Annotated in this window: 13 protein-coding genes and 2 pseudogenes; 11 read left to right on the top strand and 4 right to left on the bottom strand. The window is 69.8% G+C overall.

Features of this window, described 5'->3' with window-relative positions; genetic code table 11:
• The first annotated feature begins 44 nt into the window (after positions 1 to 44).
• The 6 genes and pseudogenes from D9753_RS39095 to D9753_RS30080 all read left to right on the top strand — a co-directional run.
• Positions 45 to 182, top strand: coding sequence for a hypothetical protein (locus D9753_RS39095; RefSeq protein ID WP_338058020.1), 138 nt, complete (start codon positions 45 to 47; stop codon positions 180 to 182).
• A gap of 442 nt (positions 183 to 624) precedes the next feature.
• Positions 625 to 1953 carry a transposase family protein gene (locus D9753_RS38250; RefSeq protein ID WP_240468318.1) on the top strand — a complete coding sequence of 443 codons (1329 nt, stop codon included), beginning with the start codon at positions 625 to 627 and terminating at the stop codon, positions 1951 to 1953.
• A gap of 272 nt (positions 1954 to 2225) precedes the next feature.
• Positions 2226 to 3246 (top strand): annotated as a pseudogene (locus D9753_RS30100) (AAA family ATPase).
• Positions 3247 to 4076: 830 nt separating this feature from the next.
• On the top strand, positions 4077 to 4928 hold the full coding sequence (locus tag D9753_RS30095; RefSeq protein WP_121789863.1) for a class I SAM-dependent methyltransferase: 852 nt from the start codon (positions 4077 to 4079) through the stop codon (positions 4926 to 4928).
• 121 nt (positions 4929 to 5049) lie between these two features.
• Positions 5050 to 5772: a TnsA-like heteromeric transposase endonuclease subunit gene (locus D9753_RS39090; protein WP_338057993.1), complete on the top strand. Its 723-nt coding sequence runs from the start codon at positions 5050 to 5052 to the stop codon at positions 5770 to 5772.
• Between the two features lie 178 nt (positions 5773 to 5950).
• Positions 5951 to 6586: pseudogene (locus D9753_RS30080) on the top strand (ATP-binding protein); the annotation flags it as partial.
• A gap of 1077 nt (positions 6587 to 7663) precedes the next feature.
• Here D9753_RS30080 and D9753_RS30075 read toward each other — a convergent pair.
• Both D9753_RS30075 and D9753_RS30070 read right to left on the bottom strand, forming a co-directional pair.
• A complete protein-coding gene (locus tag D9753_RS30075) occupies positions 7664 to 8464 on the bottom strand; it encodes a phosphotransferase (protein ID WP_121791358.1) in 801 nt (266 codons plus the stop codon).
• Between the two features lie 48 nt (positions 8465 to 8512).
• Positions 8513 to 9187 carry a formylglycine-generating enzyme family protein gene (locus D9753_RS30070; protein WP_121789862.1) on the bottom strand — a complete coding sequence of 225 codons (675 nt, stop codon included), beginning with the start codon at positions 9185 to 9187 and terminating at the stop codon, positions 8513 to 8515.
• A gap of 363 nt (positions 9188 to 9550) precedes the next feature.
• Between D9753_RS30070 and D9753_RS30065 the strand changes: the two genes are divergently transcribed.
• On the top strand, positions 9551 to 10363 hold the full coding sequence (locus D9753_RS30065) for a PhzF family phenazine biosynthesis protein (RefSeq protein ID WP_121789861.1): 813 nt from the start codon (positions 9551 to 9553) through the stop codon (positions 10361 to 10363).
• A gap of 21 nt (positions 10364 to 10384) precedes the next feature.
• On the opposite strand, the gene D9753_RS30060 is transcribed toward D9753_RS30065, so the two are convergent.
• Complete coding sequence (locus tag D9753_RS30060) at positions 10385 to 11185, bottom strand: CPBP family intramembrane glutamic endopeptidase (protein WP_121789860.1); 801 nt, start codon at positions 11183 to 11185, stop codon at positions 10385 to 10387.
• A gap of 294 nt (positions 11186 to 11479) precedes the next feature.
• Positions 11480 to 12997, bottom strand: a complete 1518-nt coding sequence (locus D9753_RS30050; RefSeq protein ID WP_121789858.1) for a glutamate-cysteine ligase family protein — start codon at positions 12995 to 12997, stop codon at positions 11480 to 11482.
• 572 nt (positions 12998 to 13569) lie between these two features.
• Here D9753_RS30050 and D9753_RS30045 point away from each other — a divergent pair.
• The 4 genes from D9753_RS30045 to D9753_RS30030 all read left to right on the top strand — a co-directional run bounded on the left by D9753_RS30045 (position 13570) and on the right by D9753_RS30030 (position 17550).
• Entirely contained in the window at positions 13570 to 14154 is a 585-nt protein-coding gene (locus tag D9753_RS30045) for a hypothetical protein (RefSeq protein ID WP_121789857.1), read from the top strand.
• Between the two features lie 346 nt (positions 14155 to 14500).
• Entirely contained in the window at positions 14501 to 14707 is a 207-nt protein-coding gene (locus tag D9753_RS30040) for a DUF5999 family protein (RefSeq protein WP_121789856.1), read from the top strand.
• 418 nt (positions 14708 to 15125) lie between these two features.
• Positions 15126 to 17084 carry an APC family permease gene (locus D9753_RS30035; protein WP_121789855.1) on the top strand — a complete coding sequence of 653 codons (1959 nt, stop codon included), beginning with the start codon at positions 15126 to 15128 and terminating at the stop codon, positions 17082 to 17084.
• A 70-nt stretch (positions 17085 to 17154) separates the two neighbouring features.
• A complete protein-coding gene (locus D9753_RS30030) occupies positions 17155 to 17550 on the top strand; it encodes a TOBE domain-containing protein (RefSeq protein WP_121791357.1) in 396 nt (131 codons plus the stop codon).
• The last annotated feature ends 222 nt before the right edge of the window (positions 17551 to 17772 follow it).

Genomic DNA, 17772 nt, shown 5'->3' with positions numbered 1-17772 from the left:
GAGGCTTCGAGGAGCCGCTGCCGTTGTGGTCGGGAGCCCGGCAGGTGGGCGACCGGCTGCAGGTCCTGCCGGTGCTGTTTCATCTGCTGTGGTCCGGGCGGCTGGGCACGGACCTGGAGTCCGCGGTGCTGGGGGCGGACACTCTCGTCTGGACCGAGGGGCGGGCGGCATGGGCAGGATGAAGCGGTCGGTGCGGGTCGCGGTCGGTGACCGGGTGCGGTTCGAGGGCCGGATCCGCGGAGTGCTCGCCGTTGCTGCCCAGGCGGTGACGCTGACGGACGGTGAAGAGCCGTATCGGGTCATGCCGTTGCTCGAGTTGTTCGCGGCGGCCGATTTCGAGGTCGTGAACAGCCCGGTTCGGATGCCGTTGCCGGCGGCCTCGCTGCTGGAGGCGTTTCCCGCCCGGGAGGTGGAGAGGGCTCTGTGGTGGGAGGGCCACATCCGGAGGTCCTGCACGGGTTGCCGCCCGAAGCCGGGCCCGGCACGGCGGTCCGGCCCGAGTACGGGCCGGAGCGGTCCTTGACCTCCCGGCAGCGGGCGAAGGCATCTGAGCTGACTGCCGCTGGTCACAAGGTCTCTGCCAGTACGGTCGCCCACCGTCGGCGGCGCTATCAGGAACGCGGGGTGCTGGGCCTGGCCGATCACCGACCGGTCCGCAGGACAGCCGAGTTCGGGGAGGTCGACGATGCGGTGGTGGCCGCGATGCGGCAGGCGATCGAGGAAGCGGTGGACGCCTCGACCCGCACGGGGACGTTCATTTTGTGGCGGACTGGCGAGATCCTCAAAGAAGCACCTGACAAGCAGGGGGCTGGGCTTCCCTCGCAGAGGACGCTCTACCGGCTGCTGGCGAAGCTCACCTCGGGCACCCACACGTCCGGTTCGGCGGTGACCCGCCGGTCCAGGGCCCACGGGGCCACGACGCCGCACGGGGAACTGCCCGTCTTCGCGCCGGGCGAGGTCATGCAGATCGACTCCACCCCGCTGGACGTGCTGGTCCTGCTCGACAACGGCGTCACGGGCAGAGTCGAACTCACCGCCATGATCGATGTCGCCACCAGGACGCTGACCGCGGCGGTGCTGCGGCCGACCACGAAGGCCGTGGATGCCAGCGTGCTGCTGGCCCGCACCGTCACCCCCGAACTGATGCGGCCGGGCTGGACGGACGCGCTCAGGATGTCGCGCTCGGTGCTGCCGCACCGCAGGCTGCTGGCCCTGGACGAGCGTCTGGCCCATGCGGCGGCCCGGCCGGTGATCGTTCCGGAGATCATCGTCTGCGACCACGGCAAGGCCTTCCTCTCCCGCAACTTCATCTCCTCCTGCCGGTTCCTGGAGATCGAAGTGCAGCCGGCCCACCAGGGCTCGCCCTTCGAGAAGGGGCACATCGAGAAGATGCTGGGCTCGGTGGCCACGCTGTTCGCGCAGTTCCTGCCCCCCTACACCGGCCGCAGCACCGACCACCGCGGCCGGCACCTGGAACGCGAACGCGTGTGGTCCCTGCTGGAGTTGCAGGAGCTTCTGGATGAGTGGATCGTCGCGAAGTGGCAGAACCGCAAGCACGACGGTCTGCGCGATCCGGTCCACCCGGGCCGGCTGTTCACGCCGAACGAGAAGTACGCCGCTTCGGTGGAGGCCTGCGGCTACGTCCCGGTCGCACTCAGCGGCGACGACTACGTCGAACTCCTGCCCGCAGAATGGCGGGTGGTCAACGACTACGGCATCAGGATCAAGAACCGCACCTACGACAGCCGGGCCTTGGGACCGATGCGCCGCCAGAACTCCGGCGTCCGGGCCAGACGCGGGCTCTGGGAGGTCCACCGCGACCCCTACGACGTCTCCCGGATCTGGGTACGCAACCACCGCGGTGACAACGAGTGGGTCCCGGCCACCTGGAAACACCTGAACCGGGCACCGGTCCCCTTCGGTGACCCGGCCTGGGACCACGTCAGCCCCTAGCTGCCCCGCGCCACCGAGGCGGAGATCGCCGACGCGGTCGCGGCCCTGCTCACCCGGGCCCACGGCGGCCCGCAGACCGAGCAGGGACCAGGGTCCGGCAAGCGCGACCGACGGGTGGCGGCCCGCACCAAAGCTGCAGGTCCCGTCGTCCCCATGTCCGTTGCCGGTCCTCAGACAGAGCCCGAGGACGAAGCGGACGAGAGTGAGGACTCGGTGGCCGAAGTGATCCCGCTCGGACTGTTCGACCCGCTGGAAGACCCCTGGAAACGCTCATGACGGCATCGTCCGCTCTGCCCCAGGACTCCCAGCGGCACCTGACCACGATCGACGGCTGGCGCCGCTTCGTCGAAGGACCACCGGGCCCGCCGCCCCGGCTGACCGACGCTCAGTACGACGCGCTGGGCGAGGCCGGCCAAGCAGCCTTCGACGAGGCCCGTCTCGACCATCACGGCCGTCTGCTGGTGGTCGCCACCTCCGTCGTCCGTCACACCGTCGCCACCGGCCGCCGCCTGGTCGTACTGAACCGGCACGCGATCAGCGCCCGCCGGGGGCCTGATCGTCTCCGGCCCCGCCGGCACCGGGAAAACCATCGCGATCACCCAGCTCGGACTGTCCCACGAGCTGCTGGACCGGGCCCGGCACCCCACCGCCACCGACCGCAAGCCGGTCATCTACATCACCGTCCCGCCCGCCGCGACACCCCGCATGATCGCAGCCGAGTTCGCCCGCTTCCTCGGACTGCCGGTGATGGCCCGCATGAACATCACCGACCTCATCGAGTCCGTCGTCGGTGTCTGCACCGACGCCCGCACCGGCATGATCCTGGTCGACGAACTCCACAACATCTCGCTCACCACCCAGCACGGCGCCGAAGTCGCCGACACCCTCAAGTACTTCTCCGAGCGGATCCCCGCGACGTTCATCTACGCAGGCATCGACATCGAGCACGGCAGCCTGCTGACCGGCACCCGCGGAGCCCAGATCGCCGGCCGCTTCACCCTGATCCCCACCCACCCCTTCCCTTACAACAGTGAGTGGCGGGGCCTGGTCGCCACCATGGAGAAGACTCTTGCCCTGCGGCGGCACCGGCCCAGCACCCTGGCAAGACTGGACCGCTATCTGCACGACCGGACCGGCGGCATGATCGGCGCCCTCTCCCACCAGATCCGCGGAGCCGCGATCGACGCGATCTTCAACGGCACCGAGAAGATCACCAAAGCCGGGCTGAAGGCCGTCCCGCTGGACGTCGCCGCCGAATCGCCTCACTTCCGCGGGCCCAGGTCCTCCCGATGACCCACGAGAACGTCCGCGTCCTGCCCTTCCAGGTCCGGCCCCGGTCCGGCGAAGGCGTCCGGTCCTTCATCGTCCGCCTGGCCCACGCCAACCACCTTCCGCCCCGCTACCTGCGGACCTACCTCTGCGAACCGCCCGAACATCTCGGTCTTCCCAGCTGGACACGGCTGGCCGCCGCGACCGGCCGCGACCCGGAGACGCTGCTGGCCACCCTGGAAACGAGGCGCTGTCTGGAGTGCGAGGGGGAGATACCGCCGTCCGACGTCATCGGCCGCCAGGCCCTGCGCTGTTCCCAGGCCTGCCGCGAGAAGGCATACCGGAAACGTCATCCTCGGGCTCCAGTGCAGAAGGCCCCCTGCAGAGAGTGCGGCAAGAGCATGAAGATCCAGCCCGGACAGCGTTATCGCTTGTGTTCATCCGCCTGCCGACGAGCCAACTACCTCAAACACGAAGAAAAGTGGTTAGCCGAAGCAGACCCGGCCGATCCATCCGGACCACGTGTCTGTCCCGTCTGCGACGGCCGGATGTTCTCAGCAGCACGCCGGACATGCTCAGACCGCTGCCGCCAGCGAGCACGTCGCCAACAGCCCAGGCAGCTTCCCGCGACCCCACCTTCCCAACCGCCGTTGACATCGCCGACACCACAACCCGCACCACCACCCCTGCCACCCGAACCAGCCCCCACGGCATCAACGAGACCCTGCGAGACCTGCGGAGGACCACTACCAGCAGGGCCCTGCCAGCAACAACGCCGGACGTGCTCACAGCGCTGCCGCCAGAAGGCATACCGGCAGCGGAAGGCACAGCGGGCCTCCGCCTAAGCTGGCGCGGTGACTGATGAGCAGGAGCGGGTGCAGCCGTCGGGAGTGTGGGCCACGGCGGTGGGGGTGGCCAGGGTGCGGGCGCTGGAGACCAAGCGGGAGAACGCGCTGTTCCACGACCCACTGGCACAGGCCTTCGCCACCGCCGGCGGCCTATGGCCCTCATCGCCGCCGCTGCCCGATGACGAGGCCGCGCGACGCCGCCGACTGGCCGTGTCGTTCTCCATCGTCATCAGGACGAAGTTCCTCGACGACCTGTTGCAGCAGGCCTCCGCGTCCGGGGTCCGGCAGGTCGTGCTGCTCGGCGCCGGCATGGACAGCCGAGCCTTCCGGATGGACTGGCCCGAGGGCACCCGACTGTTCGAGGTCGACACCGCCGCGCCACTGGACTTCAAGGCTTCGGTGCTGCGCCAGGAGCGGGCCGTCGCATGCTGCGAGCGGATCACCGTCGCGGTGGATCTGCGTGAGGACTGGCCAGGCGCGCTGGCCGCCGCAGGGCACGACCCGGCCGTGCCGACCGCGTGGATCGCCGAAGGACTACTGATCTATCTGCCCGAGGACGCGGTGGAGCTGCTGCTGGCCCGGATCAGCGCGCAGTCGGCGGCAGGCAGTTGGATGGGGCTGACGTTGGGCTCGCGCGGCGTGATCGAGCGCTTCGGCGCGGACGCCGTGCCGGGATCGGCGGCGTCCATGTGGGTCTCGGAGATGCCCGACGACCCGGTGAGCTGGCTGGCCGGGCATGGCTGGGAGGCCGACAGCTACACCCTGCGCGAGAGCGCTGCCGCCTACGGCCGCCCGATCAGCACCCCTCCGCAGCGCGAGGAGCGGCCCGGCGGACTGATCTCGGCGGTCCGCCGATAGAGCGCCTCCAGGCGGTCAAACTTCAGTGGCAATCGGTCAAGGTTCCCTGTCACAGGACACTGATTGACCTGTGTCAGTGATCGCTGATCGACTGCCACTGAAGGATGATCAACGCTAGTTTGTGCCACCGCAGGTTGATCATTCGGTGTACAGGTACGCGGGGGACGTGGTTGGGGCACCTGTCGGTGTGTTCGAAGAGGCTGTCCTTGATGCCTTTGACCTGGCCTTTTCGATCGCCTCACAGCCGTTCTGGCTGCACTGGCACGACGGCACCCGCAAGCGCCGGCACGCTCCCGACTACTTCGTCCGGCTGTCCGACGGCGGCGCCCGCATCGTTGACGTCCGGGCCGCGGACGAGCTGGATGAGGCGACGGAGGAGGCGTTCGACGCGACCGGGCATGCCTGCCGGGCCGTGGGCTGGGAGTTCGAGTGGGCCGGGCGGCCCGAGCCGGTGTTCATGGCGAATGTCCGCTGGCTGCCCCGGTATCGGCGGGCCCGCTGCGCTCGACCGGTGCCGGTGGCGGACCGGCTGCTGGAGGTCTTCCGTGAACCGATGGGGCTCTGGGACGGCGCCGGGCTGGTCGGAGACCGTCTGCAGGTTCTGCCGGTGCTGTTCCATCTGCTGTGGTCCGGTGCCTTGAAGACGGACCTGGTGGGAGGACTGATGGAGACCGACAGCCTGGTCTGGACGGAGGGAAACGCATGGGCAGCCTTAAGCGGCCGCCGGCCTTGGCGGTCGGCCAGCGGGTCCGGTTCGAGGGCCAGGTCAGGGGGGTTCTCGAGGTCACCGCACAGGCGGCGGTGCTTGAGGACACCGAGGCACCGCACCGAGTGGTCACTCTAATCGACCTGTTCGAGACGGCGGACTTCGAGATCCTGTTCCAGCCCGAACGCATGCCGCTGCCCCCGTCCGGGCTGCTGGAGACTTTCGCTCCCGAAGTGATGAAGCGGGCACTTTGGTGGGAAGAGCACATCCTCGAGGTTCTGCACGGCCTGCCGCCCGGCGTCGAACCCGGCACACCGCGGACGAGCGCATACCGGTCATCTACATCACCGTCCCGCCCGCCGCGACACCCCGCATGATCGCCGCCGAGTTCGCCCGGTTCCTCGGTCTCCCGGTCCTGCGAAGCTCCAACATCACCGACCTCACCGAAGCCGTGGTCGGCGTCTGCACCAAGGCCCGCATCGGCCTCGTCCTGGTCGACGAGATCCACAACATCTCGCTGCAGACCCGCACCGGAGCCGACGCGTCCGACACACTCAAGTACTTCTCCGAGCGGATCCCGGCGACCTTCGCCTACGCGGGCATCGACATCGAGGACAGCAGTCTCCTGACCGGCACCCGCGGCGACCAGATCGCCGCCCGGTTCACGGCAGTGGACACCCACCCCTTCCCCTACAACGCGGAATGGAAGGCCCTGGTCGCCCAATTGGAGGCGAACCTTTTGCTGCACCAGCACAAGCCCGGCACCCTCACCCGCCTGGACCGGTTCCTCCACACCCGCACCGGCGGCATGATCGGCACCCTGTCCCACCAGCTCCGCGGGGCCGCCGTCGACGCCATCCTCACCGGCACCGAGAAGATCACCAAAGCGGGACTGCTGGCCGTCGACCTCGACATCGCCTCCCGCCGCAAGCAGCCCGGCACCGACGGATGACGTCGTCGGCCCCGGACACCGAGGTCGCCCGCCTTCCGTTCAAGGTCCGTCCACGACAGGGAGAAGGAGTCGCCTCGTTCATCACCCGCCTCGCTAAGGCGAACTGCCTTCCTCCCGCCTACCTGCGCAAATACCTCGCTGAACCGCCCATGCACCGGGGCAGTCCGACCTGGCCCCGCGTTGCCGCCGCCGCTGGCCGCGACCCGGCCGAGCTCCGGCAGATCCTGAACACGGTCAACTGCGAGGAATGTGGGGCCCCCATACAGTCCAAAGCGAGCTTCGGCGTCAAGCCGCTGACCTGTTCGAGAGCCTGCCGACAGAAGAGATACCGCAAGCGCTACCCCGCCAGCCAGTGGCGCCGGGAACGCTGCCGGATCTGCAGGAAGATCATTAGGATGCGTATCGGACAGCGCCGCCCTCTCTGCTCGTCGGCCTGCCGACGAGCCGCCTACCTCGAACGACAACAGCGACGCACGCAACAGCCCGAAGCGCCTTCCGGACCAGAGACCGACTCATCACCGGCCTGTCTGATCTGCGAAGTCCCTCTGCCACCGAGCACTGCCAAGAGCGGGCGCCGCACCTGTTCTCAACGCTGCCGACAAGCGGCATATCGCTGGCGGACGACACCATCGCGTCCAACTCGCCCATCGGCCCAACCCCGGAACCCGACACCGACACCCCTGGGGACATGCGAAGTCTGCGGGCACCCGCTGCCTCCCGGGCGCGGACAGTCACGACGCCGCACATGCTCAGCACGGTGTCGGCAAAGAGCCCACCGCTGGCGCACCCATCCATCCGAAGAACACCGCACTCAACAGACAGCCCCAGCGTCCCCGGACCCCAACCCACCGCCCGAACCCGCGGCTTCACCCACCACGGTCGGGGCGAGGGTTGGCGCCCTCGCCCCGACCCGCAACGAATCCCTGGAAACGCCACCCTGCACAGTCTGTTCGGGCCCCCTACCCGAAGGACGCAGCAGGCCACAGCGCCGGACGTGCTCCCAGCGCTGCCGCCAGAAGGCATACCGCCAACGCAAGGCGATGCTTTTGTGAGTCTGTCCCCGAACGTCCGGTCCGGTCAGTTCAGCAGGGCACTCGTGAACGTCTGGCGGTGGTCCACCAGCCAGGTCTGCATGCGGTCCCAGCGTTCCCATCCACCACGCTCGGCCAACGCCTGGAGATAGACGGGGTCTCCGTCGGCCACGCGGCGGCCGACGAAGGCCCGGCAGACCTCTGTGGCCTGCTCGATGACGGCGGGCAACTCGGCGCGGTTCCCCGCCGAGAGGCCGTAGCTGTCGGCAAGAATCCGCAGCCGTGCGGCCGCATCCAGGCCGGAAGGATAGAAAGCAGCCGCAGACCCGGGATCGAGCATGGGCACCCAATAGCGGGCGGTCATGGCGAAGTCCCAGAGGGCACGGCCCGGGGCCGCCAAGTCGAAATCGATCAGGGCGGCGGCACGACCGTCGCGGAAGACGACGTTTTCCGGGCACACATCGTTGTGGCACAACATCGTTCCCCCCTCCGGGTCGGCGAGGTCCGGGGGCCACTCGGCGCGGGTGTCGACCGCGACGGCCGCGCTGGTCTCATGCAGACGCCGCAGCAGGCTCCCCACCGATTCGAGGGCAGAACTCGTCATCGCCCAGACCGGGAACGGCGACAGAGCCACGTCGCCAGGGATGAAGGTCAGCTGCTCACGGCCATCCGCGGTGAGACCGACAGGGGCCGGCGCCGCGTCGAAGCCGTGCTCCTTCAGCGCAAGGAGATAGGCATGCAGGGCGCCCGCGTTGCGCGGTGCCGGTCGCTCCACCAACTCCCCCCGGCGGAAGACCGCCCCCGCGTTCACCATCCCGCCGACCAGCGCCTCGTCTTCAGCCGTCATGAGGACCACGCTATCGCCAGATCGACCCCGCGCGAGCCGGACTGTGGATCAACGCACGACAGAACGCGCGACGCGGAATCCCACGTCGTCGACCTGGAAAGTCGGGTGGCTGCGGCGCCGCGCGGAGGCCCGGCAACTCCAGTGCTCATCGAACCAACCACCGCCACGGAGCACCCGGTAGGCGCCATAGACCTCGGCGTCGTAGACGTCCCAGCACCAGTCCCAGACGTTGCCGAGCATGTCGTAAAGCCCCCACGAGTTGGGGAGTTTGCCGCCCACCTCGTGGATGCGCTCGTGCGAGTTACCGCGGTACCAGCCGATCTCGTCGAGATCCCCGTAGTGCGGCCCGGTCGTCCCTGCACGGCAGGCGTGCTCCCACTCGGCTTCGGTCGGCAGTCGATACCCGTCGGCGGACGCGTCCCACACGACATCTTCGGCCTCGGCACGGAAGTGGTACGCGGGCGTGAGGCCGGCGCACTGGGACAGGGCGTTGCAGAACCGCGCCGCGTCCCACCAGGAGACGCACTCGACGGGCAACTGGTCCCCCTGGGCGGTACTCGGCCGCTGGCCTGTGATCTGTGCGTACAACGCCTGGGTGACCGGGGATGCCGCGAGCTGGTAGGGCGCAAGCTCGACCGACCAACTGCGCCGCGTCCGCCGATCCGACAGCATCACCTGCCCCGGCGGGACGGCGATCATCTCGTTCCCCATCATCACGTCCATGATCAGGAGATCCTAACGAGACCTGCCAGTGCGAAATGACAGAACCACCAACGGTTGCCCTTGGCTGACACGAATCTGCAAGTCGTCATCCTTCACTGGCACAGACAGCCATCGATCACCCTTCAGTGGCAATCGATCAACGTTCACTGGCACAGGTCACTGATGACAGGCGGCGGCAGTGGACGCGCTCAGGAAGAAGATCGCCGCCTGACGACCCTGGAGCTGACGACGGACGGTCGACCGAATGATCTTCGAACTCGCACTCACGCGCCGCCGGCCACAGCGGCGCGTGGCCCTCCCACGGACCAGTTCTGGCGAATCGGCCGTGGGCCAAAGGCCCGCGCAGCCGCTAGCGTCAGCGGCATGCGTATGCGAATCGTGGATGCCTTCACCGACCGCCCCTTCACCGGCAACCCGGCCGGAGTCCTGCTCCTCGACGACGTCTTCCCGGACGACGACTGGCTCCAGAACGTCGCCATGGAGGTCAACCACGCCGAGACGGCATTCGCGCACCGGCTGCCCGGTGGCGGTGAGGCGGACTGGGCGCTGCGTTGGTTCACACCCGTCGCCGAGGTCGCGATGTGCGGCCACGCCACACTGGCCACCGCCCACGTGCTGCACACCACCGGCACTCACACGGGTTCCGTACGGTTCGCCACCCGAAGCGGTGTCCTCGTCGCCACCACCGCCGCCGACGGGTCGATCACGCTCGACTTCCCGACCGCCCCGCTCATCCCCGTCGAGCTGCCGGCCGGGGTCACCGAGGCGCTGGGCGCGGCGCCGGTCGCCGCCTTCGACACCGGGCCGAACGTCGGTGACCTGCTGGTGGAGCTGGCCGACGAGAAGACCGTCCTCGGCCTGTCTCCCGACCACAGGGCCCTCGGAGCCTTCTCGTCCCGCGGTGTCATCGCCACCGCCCCCGCCGACGACCCGGCCCGGGGATACGACTTCGTCTCCCGCTGCTTCTTCCCGAACGTCGGCATCGACGAGGACCCGGTCACCGGCAGCGCCCACACCGCACTCGCCCCGCACTGGTCCGCCCGCCTCGGCCGCGACGACCTCACCGGACTCCAGGCCTCCCGCCGCACCGGACTGGTCCGTACCGGGCTGCGGGGCGAGCGGACGCTGCTCACCGGCCGCGCGGTCACGGTCATCGACGGCGAGCTGCGCGCCTGACCGGCCCGGCCGCGTCGCTGTTCAGGCCGTCGGCAGCCAGCCCACCTTGCCCGCGAGGAGGGCGTAGCCGACGAACGCGCCGATGTCGAGCAGTGAGTGCGCGACGACCAGCGGCCCGACCCGGCCCCAGCGGCGGTACAGGTACACGAACACCACGCCCATGACCATGTTGCCGAGGAAGCCGCCGATGCCCTGGTAGAGGTGGTAGGAGCCGCGCAGGACCGCGCTGGCCACCAGCGCGGTCCCCGGGGTCCAGCCCAGCCGGCCCAGCCTGCGCAGCAGGTAGCCGACGACGATGACCTCTTCGAGGATCGCGTTCTGGAGGGCGGAGAGGATCAGGACCGGGTACTTCCACCACACGTCCGGCAGTGCCTCGGGGACGACGGTCAGGTTGAAGCCGAGACCGCGGGCGGCCAGATAGAAGGCGATGCCGGTGCTGCCGATCACGGCGGCGACGCCGGCGCCCCGGGCCAGATCGGGCCCGGGGCGGGTGCGGTCGAAGCCCAGCGTGCGCAGGCTCGCGCCCTCCCGCAGCAGCAGGTGCGCGACGAGGGCCACGGGGACCAGGGCGCTGGCGATGCCGAAGAGCTGCCAGGCCAGGTCGAGCCACGGGCGGCCGGGCGCGGCGGAGGCGTTGAGGGTGGCCGCCTGGTCCTTGAGGCCGCCCGGCCGGGTGACCGAGCCGATGAAGCTGATCAGCGCGGACACGCCGCTCGCGCCGAGCGAGAGCGCGAGGACCAGCAGTGTCTCGTCCCGCAGTATCCGCCGCGGGTCCCTCGCCCGCGCCGGGGAACCGGCCACCGAGTCAGCTTCCACCTGCACCCCTGCCTCCAGCCGCCTCACGGGCCCCCGGCCCACCTTCGCCCGGCAAGGATCCCAGAAGACGCCTCGGGCGACGCGCACCGGGCCCGCTGTGTGAGGGGCCGCGGGCCATCTCACCGGATGCGGCACGGGCACCTCACCGGACGCGGCGGCCGACGCCCCGCCCAGGGCCCGGGCGTCCTCGCGCAGGACCTCCGGCGCCCCGCCCGGGAGCCCCGGGGTGAGGCCCGGGTCGTCCCGCGCGAGGGCCTTCGGTGCCCGGCGCGGAAGCCGCCGCGGGGTGAGGGCCTGGCGTCAGCCCAGGGGTACCGGGTCCGGCAGGCCCACCGGCCACGTGTGCACCGGCTCCCCGACGTGCATCAGCTCGGCGTACCGCCGCGTCGTCGCCGCCAGTGCCGCGTCACGCGACATGCCCTTCTCCAGTGCCCGGTGGAACGTGGCCGCCTGCCAGGACGCCCCGTTCACCCGGCGCCGGCAGCGTTCCTCGATCACGCCCAGGTAGAGGTCCCGGTCCGCGGCCTCCACGCCCCACGCGTCCAGCCCGGCGGCGGCGAGCGGCAGCAGTTCGTCGCGGACCAGCGTGACCGCGTCGACCTCGCCCGTGCCGCCGTACCGGCCTCGCCGGGGCCAGACGAAGCGGGCGTCGATGCCGTGCCGGCACGCCGCGTCGAAGTTCGCCTCGGCCGCGGCGAACGGCAAGCGCGTCCACACCGGCCGGGGCTCCTCGGCGAGGGCGCGGACGAGGCCGTAGAAGAAGGCCGCGTTGGCGATGATGTCGATGATGGTCGGCCCGGCGGGCAGCACCCGGTTCTCCACGCGCAGGTGCGGGACGCCGTCCGCGATGCCGTACACCGGCCGGTTCCACCGGTAGATGGTGCCGTTGTGCAGGACGAGTTCGGCGAGCTTGGGCACCCCGCCGGCCTCGATGATCTCCAGCGGCTCCTCGTCGTCGCAGATGGGCAGCAGAGCCGGGAAGTAGCGCTGGTTCTCCTCGAACAGCTCGTACGCGGACGACACCCACCGCTCGCCGAACCACGTCCGCGGCCGTACGCCCTGCGCCTGCAGCTCGGGCGGGCGGGTGTCGGTGGACTGTGTGAACAGCGGGGGCCGGGACTCGCGCCACAGCTCGTGACCGAAGAGGAACGGCGAGTTGGCGCCGACGGCGATCTGCGCGGCGGACGCGGCCTGCGCCGCGTTCCACACGTCGGCGAACCGGTCCGGGGTGACCTGGAGGTGTAGCTGCACCGAGGTGCACGCGGCCTCGGGGACGATGGACTTCGACGTGCACACGAGATGCTCCACGCCCTCGATGTCGAGCCGGAAGTCCTCCCCGCGCGCGGCCACGATCTGGTCGTTGAGCAGGGTGTAGCGGTCGACCTCCGAGAGGTTGGAGGAGACCAGGTCGTCGCGGCCCAGCGTGGGCAGGATGCCGATCATCACTATGCCCGCGTCCACCTCACCGGCCTTGCGGTCGGCGTAGGCGAGGGAGGTCCGCAGCTCCTCGGCGAGCTGGTCGAACACCCGGCCGCCCAGGCGGTGCGGGGCTATGTTGACCTCCAGGTTGAACATGGCGAGTTCGGTCTGGAAGTCACGGCTGGCGATGCGCTCAAGTACCTGTCCGTTCAACATTTTCGGCATGCCGTCACGGCCGGCGAGATTCAATTCGATCTCGACCCCCATGAGGTTCTTGGGACGGTCGAATCGCTTCTCTGCCAGCAGTCGCTCCAGCCCCGTCAGGCACTTTTGGAGCCTTTCACGGTAGCGCTGGCGATCGGACAGGTCGAACTGCCCTGCCACGACCTTCTCCCCCATGGAAGTGTCCCTCCTCGGACGGGCGGGCCGACGATCCGTTCGCCGGGCTCCCACGTCAGGAGGGATGATGCCCAGCCGAAGCGATCGATAACGTCCCGTGTCGGACCGCCGCCCGCTACTCTGTCGGAATGTTCCCCGCGGCACATTCACGGGGCATGCCGCAGCTCGCACCTTCGGGTGCCCCGTATGCCTCGTGAAAAACGCCGACTACATTCGGCCGACCGCTACCGGCGCGTACGACGAGGTCAGCGGCGAGGGGTCCCCCGCGAAATCGGGATTTTCTCCGCGAATCAGCGGCCCAATTCCGCCTTGTCCGTCACGCGGAAAGGGGATAGCCGAAACACCGGCCGAACACGCGTCGTATAAACTCTGTCCACAAGGCACAAGGTTGGCGCCCTCGGTCCTGGTTCCTGCCGTGTTTCTGCCGTCACGGTTGACGGGCGAAAGACAGAGCCGCACCCTCATCCACACCCGACCAGGGCCCCCACCTCTCCGGCCTTCCGTGAGCAGACAGCGTCGTCCGCCCCACCCTCCTCGCGCCGCCGCGCCTGTCGAATGAGAGGCGACCCACCATGCCGTTGCATGTTCCCCCTGCCCCCGCGCCCGCCCTGCGCTCCGTCCTCGCCGCCCTCGGTTCCCCCACCGCGGTCCGTGAGGCACGTACCCCTTCCCTGCGTGCCGCGCAGGGTCCCGCGACGCCCGAACTCCCTTTGCCCGTTCACGTGTTGGACCGGATCACCGCCCAAGGCCTGTCCGCGACGCGGCTGGCCGGCTGGCGCTTCCTGATCCGGTGCGGCGATCGCGCGGTGGCCGCGGCCGAGACCATGCTCACTCCCGACGGCTGGGCCTTCTCGCACTTCTTCGAGGGCCCCTACGTCGCCTCCACCGAACGCGCCCTGCAGCAGGCCGAGGCGCTCCAGCAGCCGTACCAGGCACGGCTGCTGTCCCTCCCCGGTCTGTACATGCTCACCCTCTGGCTGCACGACGACTGCACCGGCGACGGCACCGAGGGCCATCCGGCCACCGGTGACCTGCTCGTGCCGCTCGCCCCGGCACCGCCCGGCATCCCGGCGCACCGCCCGTTCCGGGTGGCCGAGTTGCTGCCGGTGCTGACCCATCGGGCGACTCCCCTCCCGCTGCTCGGCTCGCCTGCCTGACCGACGCTCGCGTACCCCGCTGCCCGGGAGGGAAGCGGGGTACGACTCTTTTTCCACGGACACCGCCCGCACGTCCGGGAGGCGGGCCCGCCGGCACGGGCGTTCGAGATTGGCATATGCCAGCGGATCGGTTCCATATGGACTAGCCCTATCCGGTCAGTGCGAACCACCCAAAGGGACAGTGCAGTTGGACTGAACCGACCGGGGCGGGTGACGCGTCATGAACCTGTGAGAAGCGGTGCCGTGAAATCCCTGCGGAACGACGCCCAGAGGACAACACTGGAATCCGACCGACTCATCACCACGGGGGACGGACATGACCACGACAGAGCGAGAGATCCCGCCCATGTGCCAGCACCAGCCGCCGTGCCCGACAGCCGAATCCGCCGACCGGGAGTCCGCCCGCCTCATGGCGCACCACCCGGAGCAGGGGTGGAGCCTGCTGTGCAACGGCGTCCTGCTCTTCGAGGACACCGGCGAGCTGCTGCCCGACGGCAGCGTCATCGCCCCGCACCGCCCGCTCGGCGCGGAGCAGGTGATGACCGCCGCCTGAGAACGACACGGCAACCGAGGGGCCGGCCGCACCCACCTGGTGCGCACCGGCCCTGACGCATGTCCGTCAAGGCTCAGGGCGTAGGAACGCCTGACGGGCGTCCGGCCGGAGGTGACGGGGACCGGCGTCCGGGCGGGTGACGCGTACGGGCGTCCGGCCACGGAGTGACGCTCGGTGGTCGTCGGCCGTCCGGCGGACCCTGCCCCCACTCCTCCGCCCGGCCCTGCCCCCGTCGGCCGCCATCGGCCTCCCGCCTCCCCATTTCGTGCGGCCTCCGCACGCGCGGGCCATTCTTAACGCAAGCTTGACGCCGTCCGAGCCCTGGAGCACAGGCCTCGACATCACGCTCTGCTTACGCTGTTGCCGCCGTCCCGCGTGATGGCCGGAAAGAGCTGAGCCGCACGTCAGGAGCACGCCGATGGCCACGACCGAGCACCCTCCCAGTACCAGCCGCCTGCGCGCCTGGATGCTGGAAGGGCTGTCCGACATGGGGAAGAGCGGTGGCCATACGGGGCCGCACGCCGAACCCGAGCCCGCGCACAAGGGACAGCGCTGGTGGCGGGTGATGTGCCTGACCGGTGTCGACTACTTCTCCACCCTCGGCTACCAGCCGGGCATCGCCGCGCTCGCGGCCGGCCTGCTCTCCCCGGTGGCGACCGTCGTGCTCGTCGTAGTGACCCTGGCCGGCGCCCTGCCGGTCTATCGCCGGGTGGCCGCGGAGAGCCCGCACGGCGAGGGCTCCATCGCGATGCTGGAACGCCTGCTCTCCTTCTGGCAGGGCAAGCTGTTCGTGCTCACGCTGCTGGGCTTCGCGGCGACCGACTTCCTGATCACCATGACGCTCTCCGCCGCCGACGCCTCCACCCACCTGGTGGAGAACCCGCACCTGACCAACGCCCTGCAGGGCAAGCAGATGCTGATCACCCTGTTCCTGGTGGCGTTGCTCGGCGCGGTCTTCCTCAAGGGCTTCCTGGAGGCGATCGGGGTCGCCGTCGCCCTGGTCGGCGTCTACCTCGGGCTGAACGTCGTCGTCGTGATCGTCGGCCTGTGGCACGTCATCACCGCCGGCCACCTGGTCACCGACTGGGCCGGTGCCCTGACCACGGAACACGGCAACGTCTTCGCGATGGTCGGCGTGGCACTGCTCGTCTTCCCCAAGCTCGCCCTGGGCCTGTCCGGCTTCGAGACCGGTGTCGCCGTCATGCCCCACGTCAAGGGTGACCCTGGCGACACCGAGCAGCGGCCGGCCGGCCGGATCCGGGACACCAGGAAGCTGCTGACCACGGCCGCGCTCATCATGAGCGGCTTCCTGATCGCCACCAGCTTCATCACCACGCTGCTGATCCCGGAGCGGGAGTTCAAGGCCGGCGGCAGCGCCAACGGCCGCGCGCTCTCCTACCTCGCGCACGAGTACATCGGCGGCGTCTTCGGCACGGTGTACGACGTCTCGACCATCGCCATCCTGTGGTTCGCCGGCGCCTCCGCCATGGCCGGCCTGCTGAACCTGATGCCGCGCTACCTGCCCCGCTACGGCATGGCCCCGCACTGGGCGCGTGCCGTGCGCCCGATGGTCATCGTCTTCACGCTGGTCGCCTTCCTGGTGACCTGGATCTTCGACGCCGACGTCAACAAGCAGGGCGGTGCCTACGCCACCGGTGTACTGGTGCTGATCAGCTCGGCCGCCATCGCGGTGACCATCGCCGCGCGCAAGGCGGGGCAGCGGGGCTGGACCATCGGGTTCGCGGTGATAGCGGCGGTGTTCCTCTACACGACCGTGGTGAACGTCATCGAGCGTCCGGACGGTGTGAAGATCGGCGCCTGCTTCATCGCGGGCATCATCCTGGTCTCCCTGCTGTCCCGGCTGGCCCGCGCCTTCGAACTGCGGGTGACCAGCGTGACGCTGGACCCGCTGGCGGAACGGTTCGTCCGCGACGTGGCCCACCGGAAGATGCGGTTCATCGCCAACGAGCCGGACCGCCGCGACCAGGCCGAGTACCGCGAGAAGATCGAACAGATCCGGGCCGACAACGACATGCCCGAGCAGGAGGACTTCATCTTCGCGGAGGTCACCGTGACCGACCCCTCCGAATTCGAGACGGGCCTGACCGTACGCGGCGAGGTCCTGCACGGCCGCTACCGCGTGCTGACGCTGGAGCACTCCTCCATCTCCAACGCGCTGGCCGCGCTCCTCCTCCACGTCCGGGACACCACCGGCTGCACCCCGCACATCTACTTCGAGTGGACCGAGGGCGGTCCGTTCACCAACTTCCTGCGCTTCTTCCTCTTCGGGCAGGGCGAGGTCGCCCCGGTGACCCGTGAGGTACTGCGCGAGGCGGAACCGGACCGGGCACGCCGGCCGCGGGTGCACACCGGGTGAGGGCACGGCCTCTGTCCGGCGCCGAACCCCAGGTCCGCGGTGTCCACGGCATGGCCCTATCGTGACCGGCATGCAGTCCTACACGATCGGCCAGGCCGCACGGCTGCTCGGCGTCAGTCCCGACACCGCCCGCCGCTGGGCCGACGCCGGCCGGATGACCACCCACCGCGACGAGTCCGGCCGGCGCCTCATCGACGGCCGGGACCTGGCCGCTTTCTCGGTCGAACTGGCCCGGGCGGGCGGCGGCGAGGAGGACGTCTCCCACACCTCCGTGCGCAACGCGTTCCCCGGCATCGTCACCGCGATCAAGCTCGGTGACGTCGCCGCCCAGGTGGAGATCCAGGCGGGCCCGCACCGGCTCGTCTCGCTGCTCACCCGGGAAGCCGTTGAGGAACTCGGCCTCGAGGTCGGCATGGAGGCCACCGCCCGCGTGAAGTCCACCAACGTGCACATCGACCGGGTCTGACCGGCACCTCTCACGACCTCACGGCGCCGCCCACCGGCCGGGCCGATCACCTCTCCGTCCCCCTGCCGCCATCCGTGCGGCTCGGCGCCCGCCGAGCCGCCTATTCGTCGTCCCCCGGGCCAGGACAATGCCCTGCCCGCCCGGAAGCGCCGTACGAACGCACATGCAAGCTACAAACGGCGAGTTGGCGGCTCATGCGATGCGACAGGAGACTTCCGGCTG

This window comes from Streptomyces dangxiongensis, assembly GCF_003675325.1.
GTDB classification, from domain to species: Bacteria; Actinomycetota; Actinomycetes; order Streptomycetales; family Streptomycetaceae; genus Streptomyces; species Streptomyces dangxiongensis.
This window is presented reverse-complemented; position numbering and strand designations above follow the sequence as displayed.